The organism is Aquitalea sp. (assembly GCF_030150775.1).
In the GTDB taxonomy this organism is placed as follows: domain Bacteria; phylum Pseudomonadota; class Gammaproteobacteria; order Burkholderiales; family Chromobacteriaceae; genus Aquitalea; species Aquitalea denitrificans.
Window position 1 is genome coordinate 110,883 of record NZ_JASLFG010000034.1, and the last position, 17,431, is coordinate 128,313.

The window sequence follows — 17,431 nt, forward strand, 5'->3', positions numbered from 1 at the left end:
TTTTTGTTTCCGTCTGCTTGGTTACCACACTACAGACCAGGAGCAAATCCATGCCTCAGCAGGAACTGAAGGAAATCATCGCAGCGGCCGACCACGCAATCAACCGGGAAGACTTTGATGAGCTGATGGCGTTTTATGCTAGTGACGCCGTGCTCGTGGTTCAGCCCGGCATGCTCGCTCGAGGTGGTGAACAGATTCGCGCAGTCTTCCCCGCCATCGCCCAGTACTTCAACCACACCCTACAAGTCAGCCAAGCAGACATGCAAGTAGTCGCTGGTGGTGACACCGCACTAGTACTAGCTCGTACCGAATTACAGGCGGAACGTGAAGCCGGACAAGCTTGGCAGGCAACCCGGTTCGCCACTTATGTGTTCCGCCGGGATCCAGCAGGTGTCTGGCGCTGTGCCATCGACAATTCCTACGGCACCAGCCTGATTGAGATGCCACCATCCCTGCATCTGCTGTGCGGCAAGATTTGCTCTGGAAAATCAACCCTGGCACGGAAACTAGCCAAAGAACCCAAAACAGTACTGATTAGCGAGGATGAGTGGCTGGCTAGGCTGTATCCAGATGCCATAAAGGAAGTGGTCGACTATGTGCGCTGTTCTGGACTATTGAAAGATGTGTTGGGAGGGCATGTAGAAGAGTTACTGCAAGCTGGCCTTTCAGTGGTACTGGACGTGCCGGCTAATACCGTTGCATCTCGGCAGTGGGCTATGTCTGTCTGCACTCGGGCCGGAGTAGCTCACTCTCTACATCTTCTGGATGTACCAGATTCACTCTGCAAGGAGCGCCTGCACTTACGAAATCAATCCGGCACTCACCCATTTACCGTTGACGATGTAACATTTGAACGTATCTCCCGATATTACGAGCCACCGCGGGAAGATGAATGCTTGAATGTGATTCATCATTGAAAGCCGTATGTTCCCCAACTAGCCGGATACCAAAATGGCTGAGTTCCAATACGAAAGCAGCCATTTTAAATGGGATGGAAACAACTCTAGCCGAACTCGACGCTGTTGACGGATGTGTGTTTTATCTTTCTTCTTCGGGTCGAAAATGGCCCTAAGCAGCCGGCGAATGCAGCCATTCAGACAAAGTGGTCGCCACGGGCAGCTAGCGGACTGATTGCTGAATGCGTGTCATGCGGAACTGGCCGTTTTCCGCCATCAGCAGGCGGCTGGGTAATCCACCTGCTTCGCAACGGTCCCAGAAAGCGGTGAGTTCCGGGTCATTACCATCGGCCACACCGGCTACCGAATGGTTTTCCACGAAGGAGTTGAGCAGTTCCGGGGGAGAGCCTTCGCAGGGATAGCACTCGCGGTTGTTTTCGAATACCAGTTTCCAGTTGTCCTTTTCCACGATGGATGACTCATGCGCCACCTTGCAGTTGTCCAGTTGGTGCGGAGCGAGGAAAGGTTGCACTGCGCTGGCAAAGGTGTCGAAGTCCGGGGTGGTTTCGGCCACACAGACATAGATACAAGTTTCCACTACGGCACCGTGCACCGGCTTCAGCCCGTGTGCATTCACCCATATTGCCGGCGTACAACAGTTTGCCATCCAGACCAAACGTCCATTGGTGATAGGGACCGGCCATTTTTGCTGATTTTCCGCTGTCACCCTGACATATCTTGGCACCGCGATGACGGCAGACATCATTGAATGTCCTTACGGTGCCATCGTTGCCGCTAACCACGGCAACCGGGTGATCCCCGATTTGTACCGTCATGTACTGGCCCGGTTTTTCCAGCTCCAGGGTATGGCCGACAAAAATCCATACGCTATGCCAGATTTGCGCGGTACACAGCCGGGTCGGTATAGCGCTCCCGGGTAAGGGCGTGGCGCGCTTTACGGTGGTGGATCAATTCCAGCCTTGTCGATTCCTGCGTCATGACTGCTTTCTCCTTTGACGATGTGGTGCAGCTCTTTCTGTGACGGGCTGTCAGCAATGGTTTTGTACTGTTCTGATGGTGTTGACATCAGTTTTGCTGAGTATTGAAGTGGTTGGAGATAGCGTCAATGCGGTTTATTTTTGTTTATGCGGAATGGGGCGTGGAACCAGGAGCCAAGGCCAGCATGAAATGTAAAACAGCGAATACCGACTGGTATTCGCTGTGGATGGGGAGTAATGGACTGTTGCAGGTTCAGGCAGCTGTCTTGTGTTGGAATTTCTTGATGGTGCCGCGCTTGATGCGCATTTCGGTGGGAGTCAGGCCGAATTCCAGTTTGAAGCGTCTGGAAAAATGGGAGCAGTCGACAAAGCCGCATTCAAACACGATGAAGGAAATGCGGTGGTCGGTGTTCAGGATCAGGTGCCGGGCGTGATCCAGCCGCAGCTTGGCGGAATAGCTTCTGGGCGTCATGCCCAGTTCGGCATGGAACAGCCGCTCCAGATGACGGATGCTGACATTCACCTTTTGCGCGATGTCGTCCACCGTCAGCGGATTGCTGATATTGCGCTCGATCAGCTGCACTGCCTTGCGCACGCTGCGGTTGTACACCTTGTCGGTGATGACCGAATGCGGCTGCGGCGTGGATGCCGGCAGGGGCATTTCTTCCAGCATGATGCGCAAGGCCTGGGCTGCCTCGAATTTGCCGCAGTGCTTTTCAATCAGATGGGCCGCCAGGTGCATGACCCCGGCACCGCCAGCGCAGGTCATGCGTTTGCCATCAATATTGAACAGCTCGTCCGAGCTGACCGGATATTTCGGAAATTCCTGCTCGAAGTGATGGTAGTGAAACCAGCTGACGCAGCTGTGATAACCATGCATCAGCCCGGCACGCGCCAGAATGAAACTGCCGGTGCAAACACCGATCAGCGTTACGCCAGCCTCGTCGGCCTGTTTCAGGTAGGCAGCAATTTGCGGCGATATTTTCTTGCCGGCATGCAGTAGTCCACCCACGACCACGATGTAGTCGAAAGCCTGAGGGTCTTCCAAGCCGGTGGTCGGGATGACTTCCAGCCCGCTGCTGGACTGGATGGGCCTGCTGTCGTGGCTGAGGATTTTCCATTTGCAACGGATTTGCCGGCTGAAATCACCTTCATCTGCCGCCAGGCGCAGTACATCAACAAAATTGGAAAAAGCGCTGAGGGTAAATTCCGGCGCCAGAATAAACCCGACTGACAAGGGTTTTTGTGGCGGGCGATTATCGGCGTGGGCGGGCTGGTTCATGTTATGTCCGTTTCAAGCGGGATCATGCAATTGATGGCTGAATGAAATAAATCATCTGGCAGCCATTTCCAATGACAGTTTTCACACAATGCAATGCGGCTTTTATCTTCAGGTGCAATTAATGACGTCCGCTGTGCTGCATGGGATTCAGGCAAATCATTGCAATCGCGGCATTGCCCAGTCAAGTTGCGATCAGGTGCCATTTGCTAGTCCTCTTTCGATCGATGACGACATCACCTTGTCGGCCATACGACACAAGCCCTGCTAAAAATCGATGCAAGTCATTGTTATGAAACAATAATATTTTTTGTCGCATTGTGATGGTGCAATGCGGCGAAATCTGCACATTACTAATGCATTACCAAAAGTAGGTGAAAGGGTGCAGAAAATGTAACTGGAGGTAATGAAGAGAATTGGTAGGCTTGTTGGCAAGCGTTACACACAGATGACGATGACCGGAATGGTCAGACAAATGTGCTGCGAATGCGGTTGGCGATTCCGGTTTTATTAAGTCATGCCAGATTTGTTGCACTGCATGATAAACCACGTTGCCAACCAATGCTGAATGAAGCCCCGGATGGGATATGCATGCAGTGGGTAAGCCTGGGGGCTTCGATTTCTTGAACTTGCAAGTTGGGATAAAGAATGACCCCAAATATGGCATACACACTGAAAGAAGCCGTCGCACCCGGTGCGGTGACGCAGCTTGCTCCACCGCAAAGTACCTATGGCAGCGATATTCTGACCGTGAAGAACCTGTCCAAGATTTTCGGCCCCAAGCCGGAACGTGCAGCTGCCTTGCTCAAGCAGGGTATGGGCCGCAATGAAGTGCTGGAACAGACCGGCAATATGGTGGCGGTAAACAATGTCAGCCTCAGTGTCAGGGCGGGGGAAATCTTCGTCATCATGGGCTTGTCCGGTTCCGGCAAATCCACCCTGGTACGTCTGCTCAACCGTCTGATCGAACCCACCTCGGGCCAGGTCATTCTGGAAGGGCGCGACATCGCTCCCATGTCCACGCTGGAACTGCGCGAAGTACGGCGCAAGAAAATGGCCATGGTGTTCCAGTCCTTTGCCCTGCTGCCTAACCGTACTGTGCTGGACAATATCGCCTACGGTCTGGAAGTGGCCGGTATCCCCAAGGCCGAGCGTTATGAAGTGGCGCGCAAGGTGCTGGTGCGGGTGGGGCTGGGTTCCTACGAGAAGTTCCTGCCCAGCGAACTGTCCGGTGGCATGCAGCAGCGGGTGGGCCTGGCCCGCGCCCTGGCGGTGAACCCGTCGGTACTGCTGATGGACGAGGCCTTCTCTGCGCTGGACCCGCTGATCCGTTCCGAAATGCAGAACGAGTTGTTGCGCCTGCAGAAGGAAGAACAGCGCACCATCGTGTTCATCTCCCACGATATCGAGGAGGCCATCAAGATTGGCGGCCGCATCGGCATCATGAAAGATGGCAGCCTGATCCAGGTGGGCACACCTGCCGAGCTGATCCAGTCTCCGGCTGACGACTATGTGCGGGACTTCTTCCGCAATGTCGACATCTCCCGTTTCCTCAAGGCTTCCAGCATGTTGAGCCCTGCAGGCAGGGCACTGCTCAACTGTACGCTGGCCAGCCCGGCATCCTCCCAGCTCAATCGCCTGATTGATAGCGGTGCCGAGTGTGGCTACGTCTGTGATGACACCGGCCGTTACCTGGGCTGTGTCACCCCGGCATCGCTGCATCAGGCCGGTGATGCTGCCGTAGCAGAAGCACTGCTGGCCGATGTGCGCACCGTAACGCTGGATGCCGACCTGAACCAGCTGGCCGCCATTGCGCTGGAGCAGGAACACGATGTCCCGGTGCTGGATGGCAGCGGCAAGCTGGCGGGTGTGGTGTCCTGCCGCAACATTCTGAAACAAGTGATGGAGCGCAGACAGTCATGAACTCTTCCGGAATCGGCAAGTTTGCCGAAGATTTCGTCAATTATCTCTTCCTCCATTTTCGTGGCGTGTTCGATGCCTTCTCGGCCAGCCTGGGCGCGGTAGTCAAGCTGCTGGAAGACACGATGCTGGCGCTGCCCTTCATTGTGGTGCTGGTGGCACTGGTGGTGGTGGCACTGTGGCGGCGTGGCGTGGTGTTTGCCGTGTTTGTCGGCCTGGCCATGCAGGCCATCCACTTCATGGGCCTGTGGACGCAAACCGCCTCCACGCTGGCGCTGGTGATTGCCGCCACCTGTTTCAGCCTGGCACTGGGTGTACCGCTGGGCATCTGGGGGGCGCGCAACAACCGGGTGGAAATGGTGTTGCGTTCCTTGCTGGACTTCATGCAGACCATGCCGGCCTTCGTCTACCTGATTCCCGCAGTCATCCTGTTCGGCCTGGGGCGCGTCCCCGCCGTGATGGCCACCATCGTGTTCTCCATGCCGCCAGTGGTGCGCCTTACCACGCTGGGCATCCGCCAGGTGCGTGAGGAGCTGATGGAAGCCGGGCGTTCCTTTGGCAGTACCGAGCTGCAACTGCTGTGGAAGATCCAGCTGCCCAATGCCCTGCCATCCATCATGGCCGGGGTGAACCAGACCATCATGATGGCGCTGTCCATGGTGGTGGTGGCTTCGATGATTGGTGCCGGTGGCCTGGGTGAATACGTGCTCAGCGGCATTCAGCGGCTGGATATCGGCATCGGCTTCGAAGGTGGCCTGGGCGTGGTGTTGCTGGCCATCGTACTGGACCGTCTGACCGAAAGCTTTGGCATGAAGGCCAAAAAGAAACCCAAAACCGTGCGTGCCAGCAAACCGGCAAGTGGCAAGGCAGTGCAGGGCTGAGAAGTGGTGCAAGCAGGCAGGGCTATCCGGCTGGCCTGTGGTGGTAAACGCGCGGTGTAGAGGACAGCGCGATTCAAAAAACCAAAGCGGTGACAAAGGAGAAACACGATGAAAAAGCATTTTTCCCAATCGATGGCACGCAAGCTGCTGGTATCCATGGTAGTGGCTGCCGGTGTCGGCACCGCGTCTGCTGCATCGGCCGAACCGGTCAAGATTGCCGTGACCAACTGGGCTGACGTACTGGCGGTGGCCAATGTGGCCAAGTACGTGATGGAAACCAAGCTCAAGCAGCCGGTGGAATTTGTCCAGGCGGCCATCGGCATCCAGTACCAGGGCGTGGCACGTGGCGATCTGGACCTGATGGTGGGCGGCTGGCTGCCAGTCACCCACGGTACTTACTACGCCAAGTACAAGGACAATCTTGATGATGTGGGCATCATCTACACCGGCGGCAAGAATGGCTGGGTAGTCCCTGCCTATGTGCCGGAGTCGGAAGTGTCCACCATTGCCGACCTCAACAAGCCCGCGGTCAAGAGCAAGCTCAACGGCATCATCCAGGGCATCGAGCCGGGTGGTGGCCTGATGCAGGCATCGGAAAAGACCATCAAGGACTACAACCTGGCTGGTTACAACCTGCAGTCCTCCAGTGAAGCCGGCATGCTGGCCGGGGTATCCCGCGCCTATCAGAGCAAGCAGTGGATCGTGGCCACGGTATGGAGCCCGCACTGGTTGTTCCAGAAATGGAAAGTGCGCTACCTGAAAGACCCGAAAGGCACGCTGGGTGGCGAGGAGCAGATTCACGCCTTTGCTTCCAAGGCCTTCGCCGGCAAGTTCCCGCGCGCCAATGTATTCATGAAGCACTTCAAACTGACGCTGGCTGATGTGGAGGCCATCGAACTGGAAGGCAACAGCACCAATGACTACGCCACCGCTGCAATGAAGTTTGTCGACAGCCATCCGGAAAAGCTGAAAGCCTGGTTACAGCAATAAGCCCGCCATGGCCAGGCCTGCTGCCAGTGGCAGGCCGCTGATGATGTGATGACTGGCGCAATTGGCGTCACCCTGTGGAGTGTGTCCATGAATGAAATTTCGCGCTTCTTTGCCGAGCCGCTGCTGAGTCGAGACCCGGTCATCGCCTCGGAAGTGGCGCTGGAACTGCGCCGCCAGCAAATGCAGGTGGAAATGCTGGCATCGGAAAACCTGGTCTCCGCCGCCGTGCTGGAAGTACAGGGCACGGTGCTGGCCAGCCGGGGCAGCGAAAGCCATTTCATGCCACGCGACTACCCGGGCTGCGAGCATCTGGACCGGGTGGTGTCACTGGCCGAAGACCGGGTGAAAGCCCTGTTTGATGCCAATTACGCCAATGTGCTGCCGCATTCCGGCTCGCATGCCAGTCATGCCGCCATGCTGGCCCATGTACAGCCCGGTCAGACCGTGCTGCGCATGTCGCCGGACAAAGGCGAGGCTGCCCATCTGCCAGGCCGCTGGTATGACACCGTGTATTACGGCCGGGCTGCGGACAGCGGCCTGCTGGACTACAGCACTGTCCACGCACTGGCCATGCAGCATAAGCCTGCCGTGCTGGTGGCGGGTGGGTCGGCCTATCCACGTCAGCTGGACTTGCCACGTTTCCGGGAAATTGCCGATGAAGCCGGTGCCATGCTGGTGGTGGACATGACCCATATCGCCGGACTGGCAGCAGCGGGTTTGCATCCCAATCCGCTGCCAGCTGCCGATCTGGCGATTCTGCCCACCCACCGTACCCTGCGCGGGCCGCGTGGTGGGGTGATTCTGAGCAACCGTGCCGAACTGGCGGGCAAGACCGATGCCGCGGTGTTTCCCAGCCGGCAAAGCAGCCCGTTGATGCACGTCATCGCCGGCAAGGCGGTGGCGTTTGGCGAGGCGCTGCGACCGGAGTTTTTCCGCTATATCAAGCAGATGCTGCGCAATGCCCAGGCACTGGCGCGGGTGCTGCTGGCTGGTGGGGTCCGTCTGGTTAGCGGTGGAACCGACAACCACTTGCTGCTGCTGACGCTGCCGGGGCAGGGTGGCCATGCGCTGGCTGCCGAAAGCGCGCTGGTACGCGCCGGTATTTCCTGCAGCCTGTTCGGCATGGATGCCAGCGGGCAGCCACTGGCGGAGGCCGGCATCTGCTTGTCCACGGCAGCCGGTACCAGTCGTGGTTTTGGCACGGCCCAGTTTGAACAGCTGGGCGAGTTGATTCTGGAAGTACTCGGTGGCCTGAACGTCAGCCCGGGCGGTGACGAGCAAGTCGAACGACTGGTACGCAGCAAGCTGCGCGAGCTGTGTTGCCAGTTTCCCATCTATCCGATGACAGAAACCCATATCTGATGAGTGCGCCGGGCCAGGCGGCCCGGATGTGCTGGCATCCCTCCATCCGCATGGAGGGCAGGGATGCTGTTGTCTTTTACATGCCTCCACCGCGCTGCCGGCCTTGTTGCAAGGCCCGCCTCAGGTGGAACCACAAGGAGAAATGAAATGCGTTTTGAAGGCGTACACACCCCACTGGTCACCCCTTTTCTGCCTGATGGCGAAATCAATCACGACCTGCTGGCATCACACGCGGCTGACCTGGCTGGCAAGGTGGATGGTCTGGGCATCGGCGGTACCACCGGCGAATACTACGCGCTGAGCTTTGACGAGCGGGTGCGCACGTTTAACACCGTGGCAGAAGCCGTCGGTGGCAAGACCTGGCTGACTGCTGGCATCAACGCCACCACCACCGACGAAGTCATTCGTCTGGGGCAGGCGGCCAAGGCCGCCGGCATGTCGGCCCTGCTGGTGGCGGCACCGTACTATGCCCAGCCCACGCAGGAAGAACTGTTGCAGCATTTGTTGAAAGTGGATGATGCGCTGGACTTGCCCATCATGCTGTACAACTTCCCGGCGCGTACCGGTACCGCCATTGGCGACGAGATTCTGGAAACCCTGCTGCAACGGCCCAACTTCCAGGCCATGAAGGAAAGCACCGGCGATATCGGCCATCTGCATCACCTGTCCACCCACTTCAAGGACTCACTGGTTCTGAGCTGCGGCATGGACGATCAGGCACTGGAATTCTTTGCCTGGGGTTGCCGCAGCTGGGTGTGCGGTGCTTCCAACTTCCTGCCCGAAGCCCACGTTGCCCTGCTGGACGCCTGCGTCAAACAGGGGGACTTCCAGCTTGGCCGCCAGCTGATGGCACAACTGCTGCCGGTACTGGAACTGCTGGAACGCAGCGGCAAGTTCATCCAGTACGTGCGTTACGGTTGCGAACTGGCTGGCAAGGCAGTGGGCGTAGCCCGCGCACCGCTGGGAACACTGAACCAGGCTGAGCGTGATGCCTTTGCCGCCATTGTTTCGCCGATGATTCAGCACGGATAAGCACCATGGATCAAAAACTGGAATTCGCCCGGTTTCCGGCACCGGATGGCGTGAACGGCTGGTGGGAAAGCCTGCCGCCCGCTGCAGCAGCGCGGCAGGCGGTTTCCGGCAAGCAGTATGACTGGGTGGTGATTGGCGGCGGCATCACCGGCCTGTGCGCCGCCCGTCGACTGGCCGAACTCGCGCCGGATGCATCGATTGCCTTGCTGGAAGCCGACCGGATCGGGCGTTCTACCGCCGGGCGTAACTCCGGTTTCTTTGTCGACCTGCCACATGACATCAGCAGCGAAAGCTATTCGCGCAGCGTGGAAGAGGACCAGGCTGATGTCCGCTTCCAGCGCCATGGCATCGACTATGTCCGCACTGCGGTGCAGCAGCATGGCATCGCCTGCGACTGGCGGGATGATGGCAAGTATCACGCTGCGGTCAGCCGCAAGGGTGAAGCCGCACTCCAGCATTTTGCCGACGGGCTGGAGCGTATCGGCGAAGGTTTCGAATGGCTGGATGAGGCCGCCATTGGCCGGGTGACCGGCTCCGGCTTCTACCACCGTGCCATTTTCACCCCCGGTTGCAGCACCGTGCAGCCGGCAGCGCTGATGCGCGGGCTGGCGGCCAGCCTGTCGGCCAATGTGCAGGTATTCGAGATGAGCCCGGTACGCGACATCAGCAGCCAGCCAGATGGCCATGTGCTGCGGCTGGACAGCGGGCAGATTCGTGCCCGGCGCATCATCCTGTGTACCAATGCCTATGCCGCCAGCTTTGGCTTGCAGCATAACGGCCTGCTGCCGGTATACACATTTGCCTCGCTCACACGGGTGATGACGCCACAGGAAGTGCAGCAACTGGGTGGTCAGTCTTCCTGGGCGCTGATTCCGGCCGACCCGATGGGCAGCACCGTGCGCCGTCTGAGCACCGATCGCATCTGCGTGCGTAACCACTTTGTCTTCCGCCCCGGTGTCAGCGTCAGTGCGGCAGACCTGGCGCGCGCCAAACGGCTGCACCAGCGCTCCTTCGACCGGCGCTTTCCCATGCTGCCGGCGGTGGAGCTGCAATACACCTGGGGTGGGGCGCTGTGCTTGTCGGCCAATAACGGTGTGTTTTTCGGCAAGCGTGAAAACAATATCTACCAGGCCATAGGCTGCAACGGGCTGGGGCTGAGCCGCGGGTCTACCTCCGGCAAGCTGATTGCCGAATATGCGCTGGGTCAGGACAGCAGCCTGCTGCGCCAGTTGCTGGAGACCCCGCTTCCGCGTTCCTTGCCGCCGCGGCCGCTGATGGACATTGCCGTTTCCACGGCCATCTGGGCCAAGGAAATGGCCGCCGGCCCCGAACTTTGACACATATATAAAGGATAAAGAGAGATGAAGAGCTATCAGGAATGGCAACAATACGCTGCGGCACTGACGCTGGATGGCCGTGCGTTTATCGATGGGCAACGCTGTGGCGCGGAATCCGGCAAAACTTTCAGTACGCTCAATCCAGCTACCGGTCAGGTGCTGGCCAGCGTGGCCTGCTGCGATGCCGCCGATGTGGACCGTGCAGTCAAGGCCGCTCGCGCGGCTTTTGATAGCGGTGTGTGGGCCAAGGCCGCACCGGCCCAGCGCAAGGCGGTGTTGCTGCGCCTGGCCCAGCTGATTGACGACCATGCCGAGGAACTGGCGCTGCTGGAAGCGCTAGAAGCCGGCAAGCCGATTGCCGAGTGCATGGGGCTGGATATTCCGGAGTCTGCCGCCTGCATCCGCTGGCATGCCGAAGTGACCGACAAGCGTTACGACGCGCTGTCGCCATCCGGCTCCGGCGTGGTGTCGATGATTACCCGCGAAGCCATCGGCGTGGTGGGCGCGGTACTGCCGTGGAACTTCCCGGTGCTGATGCTGGCATGGAAAATCGGCCCGGCACTGTCGGTGGGCAATAGCGTTATTGTGAAACCAGCTGAGCAAACCTCGCTGTCCACGCTGCGCATTGCCGAACTGGCACTGGAAGCGGGTGTGCCTGCCGGGGTGTTCAGCGTGGTCACCGGCTTTGGCAGTGGTGCCGGGCAGGCACTGGGTTGCCACCCGGATGTGGATCTGATTGCCTTCACCGGTTCCACCGAAACCGGCAAGCGCTTTTTGCGCTACTCCGCCGATACCAACCTCAAGCGCGTGGTGCTGGAATGCGGCGGCAAGAACCCGCAACTGGTGCTGCCGGATGTCAGCAATCTGGATGCGGTGGCGGAGAGCGCCGTGGCCGCCGCCTTCTGGAATATGGGCGAAAACTGCAGTGCCGGTTCGCGGCTGCTGGTGCCTGCCGGCATGAAGCAAGCGTTGCTGGACAAGATCCAGTCAGTGCTGGCGACCTGGAAAACCGGTAATCCGCTGGACCCGGAGGTGAAGCTGGGTGCGCTGATCGAGCAGAAGCATTACCAGAAGGTGCTGGACCATATCGCCGTGGCCAAGGCCGAAGGCGCGAATCTGGTATGCGGCGGCAATGCCACCCTGAGTGACAGCGGTGGCTGGTTTGTCGAACCCACCATTTTTGATGGGGTCAGCCCGGCCATGCGCATTGCCCGTGAAGAAGTGTTCGGCCCGGTGCTGTGCGTGATCGAATATCAGGACGTGGAAGAAGCCATCCGCATTGCCAACGATACCTGCTACGGCCTGGCGGCCTCGCTGTGGACTGACAATGTCAACAGCGCGCACAAGGTAGCCGCCCGCATCCGCGCCGGTACGGTCACCGTCAACTGCTTTGGCGAGGGTGACCTGAGCACCCCGTTTGGCGGCTTTGGCCAAAGCGGATTTGGTGGCCGCGACAAATCCGTCTATGCTCACGACCAGTATTGTGAACTGAAAACAACCTGGCTCAAGCTGGATTGATTCCGCGCACCTGCAGACAGGGTCGGGCATGCCTGCCCGGCCTTGCCCTGTTGTGTACCTGCGGCCTCCCGCTTGCCAGCAGCTGCCCCCGCTGGGGGCGGCTGCTGTTCATAGGGCCGGGCCGGGTATGAAAAGCAGGCAAAGGTTGCATCCATGCAGAAAAGGCAGTTGTTTACCGACCGTTTACTGGCGCAGATGCCCTCCTTGCGGGCCTTGCGTTGTTTTGTCACCGCCGCACGCTACGAAAGCTTTACCCAGGCGGCCGAAGTGCTGTGCGTGACCCAGGCCGCCATCAGCAAACAGATCAAGGAACTGGAAGACTCGCTGGACGTGGCACTGTTTCAGCGCACCGGCAGGCATATCGCCCTGACCGACGCCGGACGCATTCTCTACAATGCCTCCTATCTTTCCATCATGAACATCGCCGAGGCGGCCGAAGCGGTACGGCGTACCGAAAAGCACGCGCTGACCCTCTGCGTGTCACATACTTTTTCGGCACTGTGGCTATCGCCACGGCTGGCAGCCTTCCGCCGTCTGCATCCCGGCATCCGCCTGCATGTGACGGTGACCGACCAGTTCATGGAGCTGGACGACCTGATGGAACCGGATGTCATCATTACCAAAAACCCGCCGCGCGAACCGGAATACGAGGTGGAGCCGCTGTTCCACGATGTGGTGTACCCGGTATGCAGTCCTGCGTTTTTCGAGCAGCATTTTCACGGTAAAAAGATCAAGCCGCTGGACTTGCTGGCCCATCCTTCGCTGCACCTGTCGCCGCTGGGCCGTACCCAGGTATGCGAACACGTGGATTGGCGCGTGTGGCGCAACTGGTTCCAGAAGGGCGATGATTCGGACCGGGTCAGCGAAGACAATTATCTGGAAAGCAATGACTACCGCCTGCTGGTGGCGCAGGCCGAAGCTGGGGAGGGCACCTTGCTGGGCTGGCACCATCTGGTGCACCGCCAGGTGGCGCAGGGGCAGTTGCAGCGTCCAGTCAACGAATCCATTGTCTTCAACGACCGGCATCATTATCTGATTACCCACCGCAACGCCCATCATCGCCAGGAATACCAGCAGTTGCGCGAATGGCTGCTGGCCGAGGTGGAGGGGATGATGAACGGGCTGAGTGCGCCGCAAGCCTGATTTTCTGGATACCTTCTCCTGCACAGTTATGGATGCCTGCCATTTGACGTGCTGCTGAATGACAGTGGCTGTTAGATCCTGACTGGTCCGCCATGTGCGGGCGATGCGGGGCGGCCAGATTGAATGTCCTATAAGGTCGGATCAACACATGCGATGTGACTTTCGGCGCGGATATTCTTCAAGTTGACGCTTTGAATCCATTTTCTATCGCTTTTGCACTGTCGGATACCAGCGAGCCCTTGGTAAAACAGATCTTGTTGTGCCTCGGATTGGTAGGGGGAATTCCCCCTTCTTTTTTTCCTCAGGCTTTCTGGATTCGACCGCGTGGTGGTCTCTTTGGTCTGCCATCCTTCCAGGTGGCAGTTTTTTTGTTTTGGTCCATCCATGCCCGGCATGTCCGGTCTGATGAAAGCGTCAGGCATTTACACCCCGTACAGTTCAAGCTCGATGCACTTCTGCGATGACAATACGGGGAAAGCAAATCAGCCCTCGTGCGATTGACTTCGGAATCCCTCCTGTCCGCCAGATACCTACAAAAAAGCCCTGATTATTCAGGGCTTTTTTGTTGTCCGTTGTGCTTGTATTGCATCAAAACCTGCATTGAGTTTTACGACTTTCTCCTGGCTTGTTACCAGGATTTGTGCGTCTTAGGGAAGCGTTTATGGAGCTCATTCTGTCGGGAGAATGATGCTGATCGGCCTGGTCCCGATTGGGAAGCCGGTTGCCCCATCAATGGCCACTGGCTGAATCTCGGTACCGTTCTCAGTATCCATAAAACGTATCATCTCGCCGCCGCCACGATGTTTGCGGCCCCAGGCTCCGATCATGAACAACACCGGCAAGAAGTCTATGCCTGCCGTAGTCAGGACATATTCGTCACGTGGCGGGTGTTCTGAATAACGCCTCTTCTCTAGCAAACCCTCCTCCGTCAGCTTGGCCAGCCTTGCCGTCAGCATGGTTGGCGCGATCCCCAGGCTTTTCCTGAATTGGTCAAAACGGGTCAATCCTGCATGCGCATCACGCAGGATCAGCATGCTCCAGGCATCACCAACCAGAGCAAGGCTGCGGGCGATTGGGCAGGGGTTGCTGCAACTATTTTTCTTGTCCATATCAATTTAATAGTGACTATCGGGGAAAAGGGTGTTACTGTTACTTTCAAATTGATAGTAACACTTTGGTGACCAAGAATCCATCTGCCTACCAACCCTGAAGCAAAGGGTGAAAGGTCTGCAAGCGCTAAACATACAGGAGTTTTCCCATGCTCATCCTCGCGGCCCCGCTGACTTACCTTGTTTTCACGCTGATGACTGTTGGCATTGGTCATGACCTGTCTACGGCAAAGGATGCAACTGCTCAGCAAGTTCCCTCTGGTAGCCAAAGTAGAGATGAAGCTGCAACTGCAGACGTAGTTGCTCAATGAGTCGTCCCAAAATTGAATCCGATCAAGCAAGAACCATTGCTTCTTTGCCTTTACCGAAAACTGAGAGAAATTGATGAAAGCCCTTACCTTCAAACGCTACGGAAAGAAGCCTGAAATCGGCTTGTCAGAGGTGGCGCGTCCTATTCTGAAACCCAATGAGCTACTTGTTGAGGTTCATGCCGCGGGCTTAAACCCGATAGACAATATGGTTCCAACGGGAATGTTCAAACCCGTACTGCATTTTCAGCTGCCAGCAACACTCGGCAGCGACCTTGCTGGCGTGGTGGTGGAGGTTGGCAGCTGCGTCACGCACTTCAAGCCGGGTGATGCTGTGTTTGCCAGCATTTTTGACCAGGGAACGGGCTCAATTGCCGAGTTTGCTGTTGTGCCGGAAGAGTCTGCCGCACACAAACCGGCCAATCTGGACTTTGTGCAAGCGGCATCCATTCCGATGGTGGGATTGACTTCCTGGCAAGCGCTGAAAGAACGCGCAGAGCTGAAAAAAGGACAGAAAGTATTTATTCCAGCGGGCTCGGGTGGTATCGGAACATTTGCAATTCAATTGGCCAAGTATTTTGGTGCCACGGTCGGCACCACAACAAGTACGAGCAATGTGCCACTGGTCAGCCAACTGGGTGCCGACGAGGTGGTTGACTACAGAAAGAGTGAATTCGAAAACGTGCTGCACGGCTATGACGTGGTTCTGGGAACCATCAGGGGGGATGCAATCGAGAAGTCGCTACGCATTCTCAAACCCGGCGGCAAGATCGTTTCACTCATTGGCCCGCTGGATGCCGCGTTTGCGCGCGCCAAACGCTTGAATTTTGTACTTGAATTTGTTTTTGGCCTGATGAGCCGCAGGATCACCCGGCTGGCAAAAAAACAAGGGGTCAGCTACGCCTTTCACTTTGTACGGCCTGATGGTGCTCAGCTCTCTGAAATCGGCAATCTCTTGCGGGCCGAGCGTATCCAGCCGGTTATTGACAAGGTATTTCCATTTGCACAAGCAAAGGAAGCCCTTGAGTACCTTGCTCAGGGGCGGGCCAAAGGCAAGGTTGTGGTACGGATCAGATAGCGCCTGATCCTTGCCATTCCGGCATTTCCAATCACAGTCCGCCCGACAGGCGTGACGCGTTTCGCTATTACAAGCAAGCAGGTTCCCTCAAATGAAAAATGAAAATGCTGTTGTTTTGATTACCGGTGCTTCCAGTGGCATTGGCGCTACCTATGCTGATCGGTTTGCCCAACGCGGCCACGATCTGGTTCTTGTTGCACGAGACAGAACACGACTGGATGCCCTGGCAACACGCTTGCGGAATGAATTCAATATTGCTGTTGAAGTTTTACCGGCGGACCTCACCCAGCCCAGCGACCTGCAAGTGGTGGAAGACCGCCTGCGCAATGACGCAAGGATTGGCATCCTGATCAACAACGCAGGCCTTGCCCAGGCAGGCAGCTTTGTGCAGCAGACTCCGGACAGTATCGATCAGCTGCTCACGCTGAATACGCAGGCGCTCACACGGCTTGCGGCTGCGGTCGCCCCGCGCTTTGTCCAGTCTGGCAGCGGTGCCATTGTCAACATTGGTTCAGTGGTCGCGTTCGCGCCGGAGTTCGGCATGTCGGTCTATGGTGCGACCAAGGCCTTCGTCTTGTTCCTGTCGCAGGGGCTGAACCAGGAGCTGTCCTCCCGCGGCGTCTATGTACAAGCCGTGCTGCCGGCCGCAACCCGTACAGACTTGTGGCAGCGCGCCGGCATCGACATCAATACCCTGCCTGAAGTGATGGAGGTTGGCGAGCTGGTGGATGCGGCGCTGCTTGGCTTTGATCGCCGTGAACTGATCACCATTCCGCCGCTGCATGTGGCCGAACGCTGGGATACGCTGGATGCTGCACGCCAAGGGCTGATGTCGGATATTCGGCAAGCACAAGCTGCCGAGCGCTATCGCGTCTGATGCATATGTATTTCGGAGAACAGTAATATCGGAAACTCACCTGGCCACCCCGACTCGATTTGTTGATGAGGGAGGCGCAAAAATGGCCTACCGATGCAGGGCTAATTCCAAGGCGGGCCAGCCTCCCTTGTTGTTCCTTCAGCACCTCTGTGGTGGGGGATCACTGGGATCCGCTTAATGGAGCAGGTGTCGCAGTGCGTGTTCAAGGAGGTGATATAGGTCTGAAATATGATGGATTTATCAAGGGCAATTTTTCGCCTGATGAAGTCATTTGGCATGGTCTGGTCAGGCGACCGGTTGGCTCAGCGCTCCTGATGCGCCCGGCTTGGGCGTGGTCTGACTTTGCCCATGTTTCAGATTCAGTATTCTTGATAAGAAAATCAGGTTTTCTTGCTTAGTCATCAGCCTTGCCTCTGCTAGTTTGATTGCTGTTTCCAGCGGCCGCTTTGTCCGCCTGGTACCAAACGGCAAAGGATCTGTCATGAGCATTCAATCCCTCAATGTACGCAACCAGTTCAAGGGCGTGATCAAGGAAATCCTGGAAGGGCCGGTCCTGTCCGAAGTGGATGTGGAAACCGCCTCCGGCATTGTCACCTCGGTAATTACCACCCGCTCGGTACGCGAGCTGCAACTGAAAGTGGGCTCGCCGGTGATTGCCTTCGTCAAGTCCACCGAAGTGTCCATTGCCACGCTGGCGTAAGGA

At 57.6% G+C, this 17,431-nt stretch carries 20 protein-coding genes and 1 pseudogene; 13 read left to right on the top strand and 8 right to left on the bottom strand.

The features are described from left to right. Positions 1–50: 50 nt before the first annotated feature. Positions 51–917 (top strand): AAA family ATPase, encoded by an 867-nt coding sequence (locus QVF59_RS11405; protein WP_287879923.1) that lies wholly within the window; start codon positions 51–53, stop codon positions 915–917. Between the two features lie 202 nt (positions 918–1,119). Here the strand turns inward: QVF59_RS11405 and QVF59_RS11410 are convergent, their stop codons facing one another. From QVF59_RS11410 to QVF59_RS11425, 5 genes and pseudogenes are all read right to left on the bottom strand, one after another. Continuing rightward, positions 1,120–1,533: an SRPBCC family protein gene (locus QVF59_RS11410; RefSeq protein ID WP_287879926.1), complete on the bottom strand. Its 414-nt coding sequence runs from the start codon at positions 1,531–1,533 to the stop codon at positions 1,120–1,122. A gap of 73 nt (positions 1,534–1,606) precedes the next feature. After that, a pseudogene (locus tag QVF59_RS20845) lies at positions 1,607–1,732 on the bottom strand (Rieske 2Fe-2S domain-containing protein); the annotation flags it as partial. 119 nt (positions 1,733–1,851) lie between these two features. After that, positions 1,852–1,983 (bottom strand): hypothetical protein, encoded by a 132-nt coding sequence (locus QVF59_RS11415; protein WP_276608552.1) that lies wholly within the window; start codon positions 1,981–1,983, stop codon positions 1,852–1,854. A gap of 164 nt (positions 1,984–2,147) precedes the next feature. After that, positions 2,148–3,176 carry a GlxA family transcriptional regulator gene (locus QVF59_RS11420; RefSeq protein ID WP_287879928.1) on the bottom strand — a complete coding sequence of 343 codons (1,029 nt, stop codon included), beginning with the start codon at positions 3,174–3,176 and terminating at the stop codon, positions 2,148–2,150. Next, complete coding sequence (locus tag QVF59_RS11425) at positions 3,173–3,379, bottom strand: hypothetical protein (RefSeq protein WP_159877599.1); 207 nt, start codon at positions 3,377–3,379, stop codon at positions 3,173–3,175. Before QVF59_RS11425 ends, QVF59_RS11420 begins: the two co-directional genes overlap by 4 nt. Before the next feature lie 454 nt (positions 3,380–3,833). Between QVF59_RS11425 and QVF59_RS11430 the strand changes: the two genes are divergently transcribed. From QVF59_RS11430 to QVF59_RS11465, 8 genes are all read left to right on the top strand, one after another. Further along, on the top strand, positions 3,834–5,096 hold the full coding sequence (locus QVF59_RS11430) for a quaternary amine ABC transporter ATP-binding protein (RefSeq protein WP_287879931.1): 1,263 nt from the start codon (positions 3,834–3,836) through the stop codon (positions 5,094–5,096). Then, positions 5,093–5,974, top strand: a complete 882-nt coding sequence (locus QVF59_RS11435) for an ABC transporter permease (RefSeq protein ID WP_287879933.1) — start codon at positions 5,093–5,095, stop codon at positions 5,972–5,974. Before QVF59_RS11430 ends, QVF59_RS11435 begins: the two co-directional genes overlap by 4 nt. A 108-nt stretch (positions 5,975–6,082) precedes the next feature. Continuing rightward, entirely contained in the window at positions 6,083–6,964 is an 882-nt protein-coding gene (locus QVF59_RS11440) for a glycine betaine ABC transporter substrate-binding protein (protein WP_159877593.1), read from the top strand. Between the two features lie 87 nt (positions 6,965–7,051). Beyond that, complete coding sequence (locus QVF59_RS11445; RefSeq protein ID WP_287879936.1) at positions 7,052–8,326, top strand: serine hydroxymethyltransferase; 1,275 nt, start codon at positions 7,052–7,054, stop codon at positions 8,324–8,326. 147 nt (positions 8,327–8,473) lie between these two features. Beyond that, positions 8,474–9,358 carry a dihydrodipicolinate synthase family protein gene (locus QVF59_RS11450; protein WP_287879938.1) on the top strand — a complete coding sequence of 295 codons (885 nt, stop codon included), beginning with the start codon at positions 8,474–8,476 and terminating at the stop codon, positions 9,356–9,358. 5 nt (positions 9,359–9,363) lie between these two features. Then, positions 9,364–10,695: an NAD(P)/FAD-dependent oxidoreductase gene (locus QVF59_RS11455; RefSeq protein ID WP_287879939.1), complete on the top strand. Its 1,332-nt coding sequence runs from the start codon at positions 9,364–9,366 to the stop codon at positions 10,693–10,695. Between the two features lie 24 nt (positions 10,696–10,719). Then, complete coding sequence (locus tag QVF59_RS11460; RefSeq protein WP_287879941.1) at positions 10,720–12,213, top strand: aldehyde dehydrogenase; 1,494 nt, start codon at positions 10,720–10,722, stop codon at positions 12,211–12,213. A gap of 153 nt (positions 12,214–12,366) precedes the next feature. Further along, positions 12,367–13,356 carry a LysR substrate-binding domain-containing protein gene (locus QVF59_RS11465; protein ID WP_159877584.1) on the top strand — a complete coding sequence of 330 codons (990 nt, stop codon included), beginning with the start codon at positions 12,367–12,369 and terminating at the stop codon, positions 13,354–13,356. 128 nt (positions 13,357–13,484) lie between these two features. Here the strand turns inward: QVF59_RS11465 and QVF59_RS11470 are convergent, their stop codons facing one another. Together QVF59_RS11470 and QVF59_RS11475 are read right to left on the bottom strand one after the other, a co-directional pair. Further along, positions 13,485–13,778 carry a hypothetical protein gene (locus tag QVF59_RS11470; protein ID WP_287879945.1) on the bottom strand — a complete coding sequence of 98 codons (294 nt, stop codon included), beginning with the start codon at positions 13,776–13,778 and terminating at the stop codon, positions 13,485–13,487. 246 nt (positions 13,779–14,024) lie between these two features. After that, the gene (locus QVF59_RS11475; protein WP_287879947.1) at positions 14,025–14,465 is read right to left on the bottom strand and encodes a winged helix-turn-helix transcriptional regulator; all 441 of its coding nucleotides are present in this window, start codon (positions 14,463–14,465) and stop codon (positions 14,025–14,027) included. A 149-nt stretch (positions 14,466–14,614) separates the two neighbouring features. Here QVF59_RS11475 and QVF59_RS11480 point away from each other — a divergent pair, with 149 nt between their 5' ends. The 3 genes from QVF59_RS11480 (at position 14,615) to QVF59_RS11490 (ending at position 16,728) form a co-directional block, all read left to right on the top strand. Then, the gene (locus QVF59_RS11480; RefSeq protein WP_287879949.1) at positions 14,615–14,776 is read left to right on the top strand and encodes a hypothetical protein; all 162 of its coding nucleotides are present in this window, start codon (positions 14,615–14,617) and stop codon (positions 14,774–14,776) included. 73 nt (positions 14,777–14,849) lie between these two features. Next, a complete protein-coding gene (locus tag QVF59_RS11485; protein WP_287879951.1) occupies positions 14,850–15,851 on the top strand; it encodes an NADP-dependent oxidoreductase in 1,002 nt (333 codons plus the stop codon). A 91-nt stretch (positions 15,852–15,942) separates the two neighbouring features. Further along, positions 15,943–16,728, top strand: coding sequence for an SDR family NAD(P)-dependent oxidoreductase (locus QVF59_RS11490; protein ID WP_287879954.1), 786 nt, complete (start codon positions 15,943–15,945; stop codon positions 16,726–16,728). 285 nt (positions 16,729–17,013) lie between these two features. Here the strand turns inward: QVF59_RS11490 and QVF59_RS11495 are convergent, their stop codons facing one another. Next, positions 17,014–17,211 carry a hypothetical protein gene (locus QVF59_RS11495; protein ID WP_287879956.1) on the bottom strand — a complete coding sequence of 66 codons (198 nt, stop codon included), beginning with the start codon at positions 17,209–17,211 and terminating at the stop codon, positions 17,014–17,016. On the opposite strand from QVF59_RS11495, the gene QVF59_RS11500 reads away from it, so the two are divergent. Further along, on the top strand, positions 17,210–17,428 hold the full coding sequence (locus tag QVF59_RS11500; protein WP_045847830.1) for a TOBE domain-containing protein: 219 nt from the start codon (positions 17,210–17,212) through the stop codon (positions 17,426–17,428). The two genes, QVF59_RS11495 and QVF59_RS11500, sit on opposite strands and share 2 nt — an antisense overlap. Positions 17,429–17,431: the final 3 nt, after the last annotated feature.

Bases quoted from the DNA above. Each gene is read 5' to 3' on its own strand.
- QVF59_RS11405 (WP_287879923.1), top strand. From the start codon at position 51: ATGCCTCAGCAGGAACTGAAGGAAATCATCGCAGCGGCCGACCACGCA.
- QVF59_RS11415 (WP_276608552.1), bottom strand. From the start codon at position 1,983: ATGTCAACACCATCAGAACAGTACAAAACCATTGCTGACAGCCCGTCA.
- QVF59_RS11420 (WP_287879928.1), bottom strand. From the start codon at position 3,176: ATGAACCAGCCCGCCCACGCCGATAATCGCCCGCCACAAAAACCCTTG.
- QVF59_RS11425 (WP_159877599.1), bottom strand. From the start codon at position 3,379: ATGGCACCTGATCGCAACTTGACTGGGCAATGCCGCGATTGCAATGAT.
- QVF59_RS11430 (WP_287879931.1), top strand. From the start codon at position 3,834: ATGGCATACACACTGAAAGAAGCCGTCGCACCCGGTGCGGTGACGCAG.
- QVF59_RS11435 (WP_287879933.1), top strand. From the start codon at position 5,093: ATGAACTCTTCCGGAATCGGCAAGTTTGCCGAAGATTTCGTCAATTAT.
- QVF59_RS11440 (WP_159877593.1), top strand. From the start codon at position 6,083: ATGAAAAAGCATTTTTCCCAATCGATGGCACGCAAGCTGCTGGTATCC.
- QVF59_RS11445 (WP_287879936.1), top strand. From the start codon at position 7,052: ATGAATGAAATTTCGCGCTTCTTTGCCGAGCCGCTGCTGAGTCGAGAC.
- QVF59_RS11450 (WP_287879938.1), top strand. From the start codon at position 8,474: ATGCGTTTTGAAGGCGTACACACCCCACTGGTCACCCCTTTTCTGCCT.
- QVF59_RS11455 (WP_287879939.1), top strand. From the start codon at position 9,364: ATGGATCAAAAACTGGAATTCGCCCGGTTTCCGGCACCGGATGGCGTG.
- QVF59_RS11460 (WP_287879941.1), top strand. From the start codon at position 10,720: ATGAAGAGCTATCAGGAATGGCAACAATACGCTGCGGCACTGACGCTG.
- QVF59_RS11465 (WP_159877584.1), top strand. From the start codon at position 12,367: ATGCAGAAAAGGCAGTTGTTTACCGACCGTTTACTGGCGCAGATGCCC.
- QVF59_RS11470 (WP_287879945.1), bottom strand. From the start codon at position 13,778: ATGCCTGACGCTTTCATCAGACCGGACATGCCGGGCATGGATGGACCA.
- QVF59_RS11475 (WP_287879947.1), bottom strand. From the start codon at position 14,465: ATGGACAAGAAAAATAGTTGCAGCAACCCCTGCCCAATCGCCCGCAGC.
- QVF59_RS11480 (WP_287879949.1), top strand. From the start codon at position 14,615: ATGCTCATCCTCGCGGCCCCGCTGACTTACCTTGTTTTCACGCTGATG.
- QVF59_RS11485 (WP_287879951.1), top strand. From the start codon at position 14,850: ATGAAAGCCCTTACCTTCAAACGCTACGGAAAGAAGCCTGAAATCGGC.
- QVF59_RS11490 (WP_287879954.1), top strand. From the start codon at position 15,943: ATGAAAAATGAAAATGCTGTTGTTTTGATTACCGGTGCTTCCAGTGGC.
- QVF59_RS11500 (WP_045847830.1), top strand. From the start codon at position 17,210: ATGAGCATTCAATCCCTCAATGTACGCAACCAGTTCAAGGGCGTGATC.
- QVF59_RS11495 (WP_287879956.1), bottom strand. From the start codon at position 17,211: ATGACAGATCCTTTGCCGTTTGGTACCAGGCGGACAAAGCGGCCGCTG.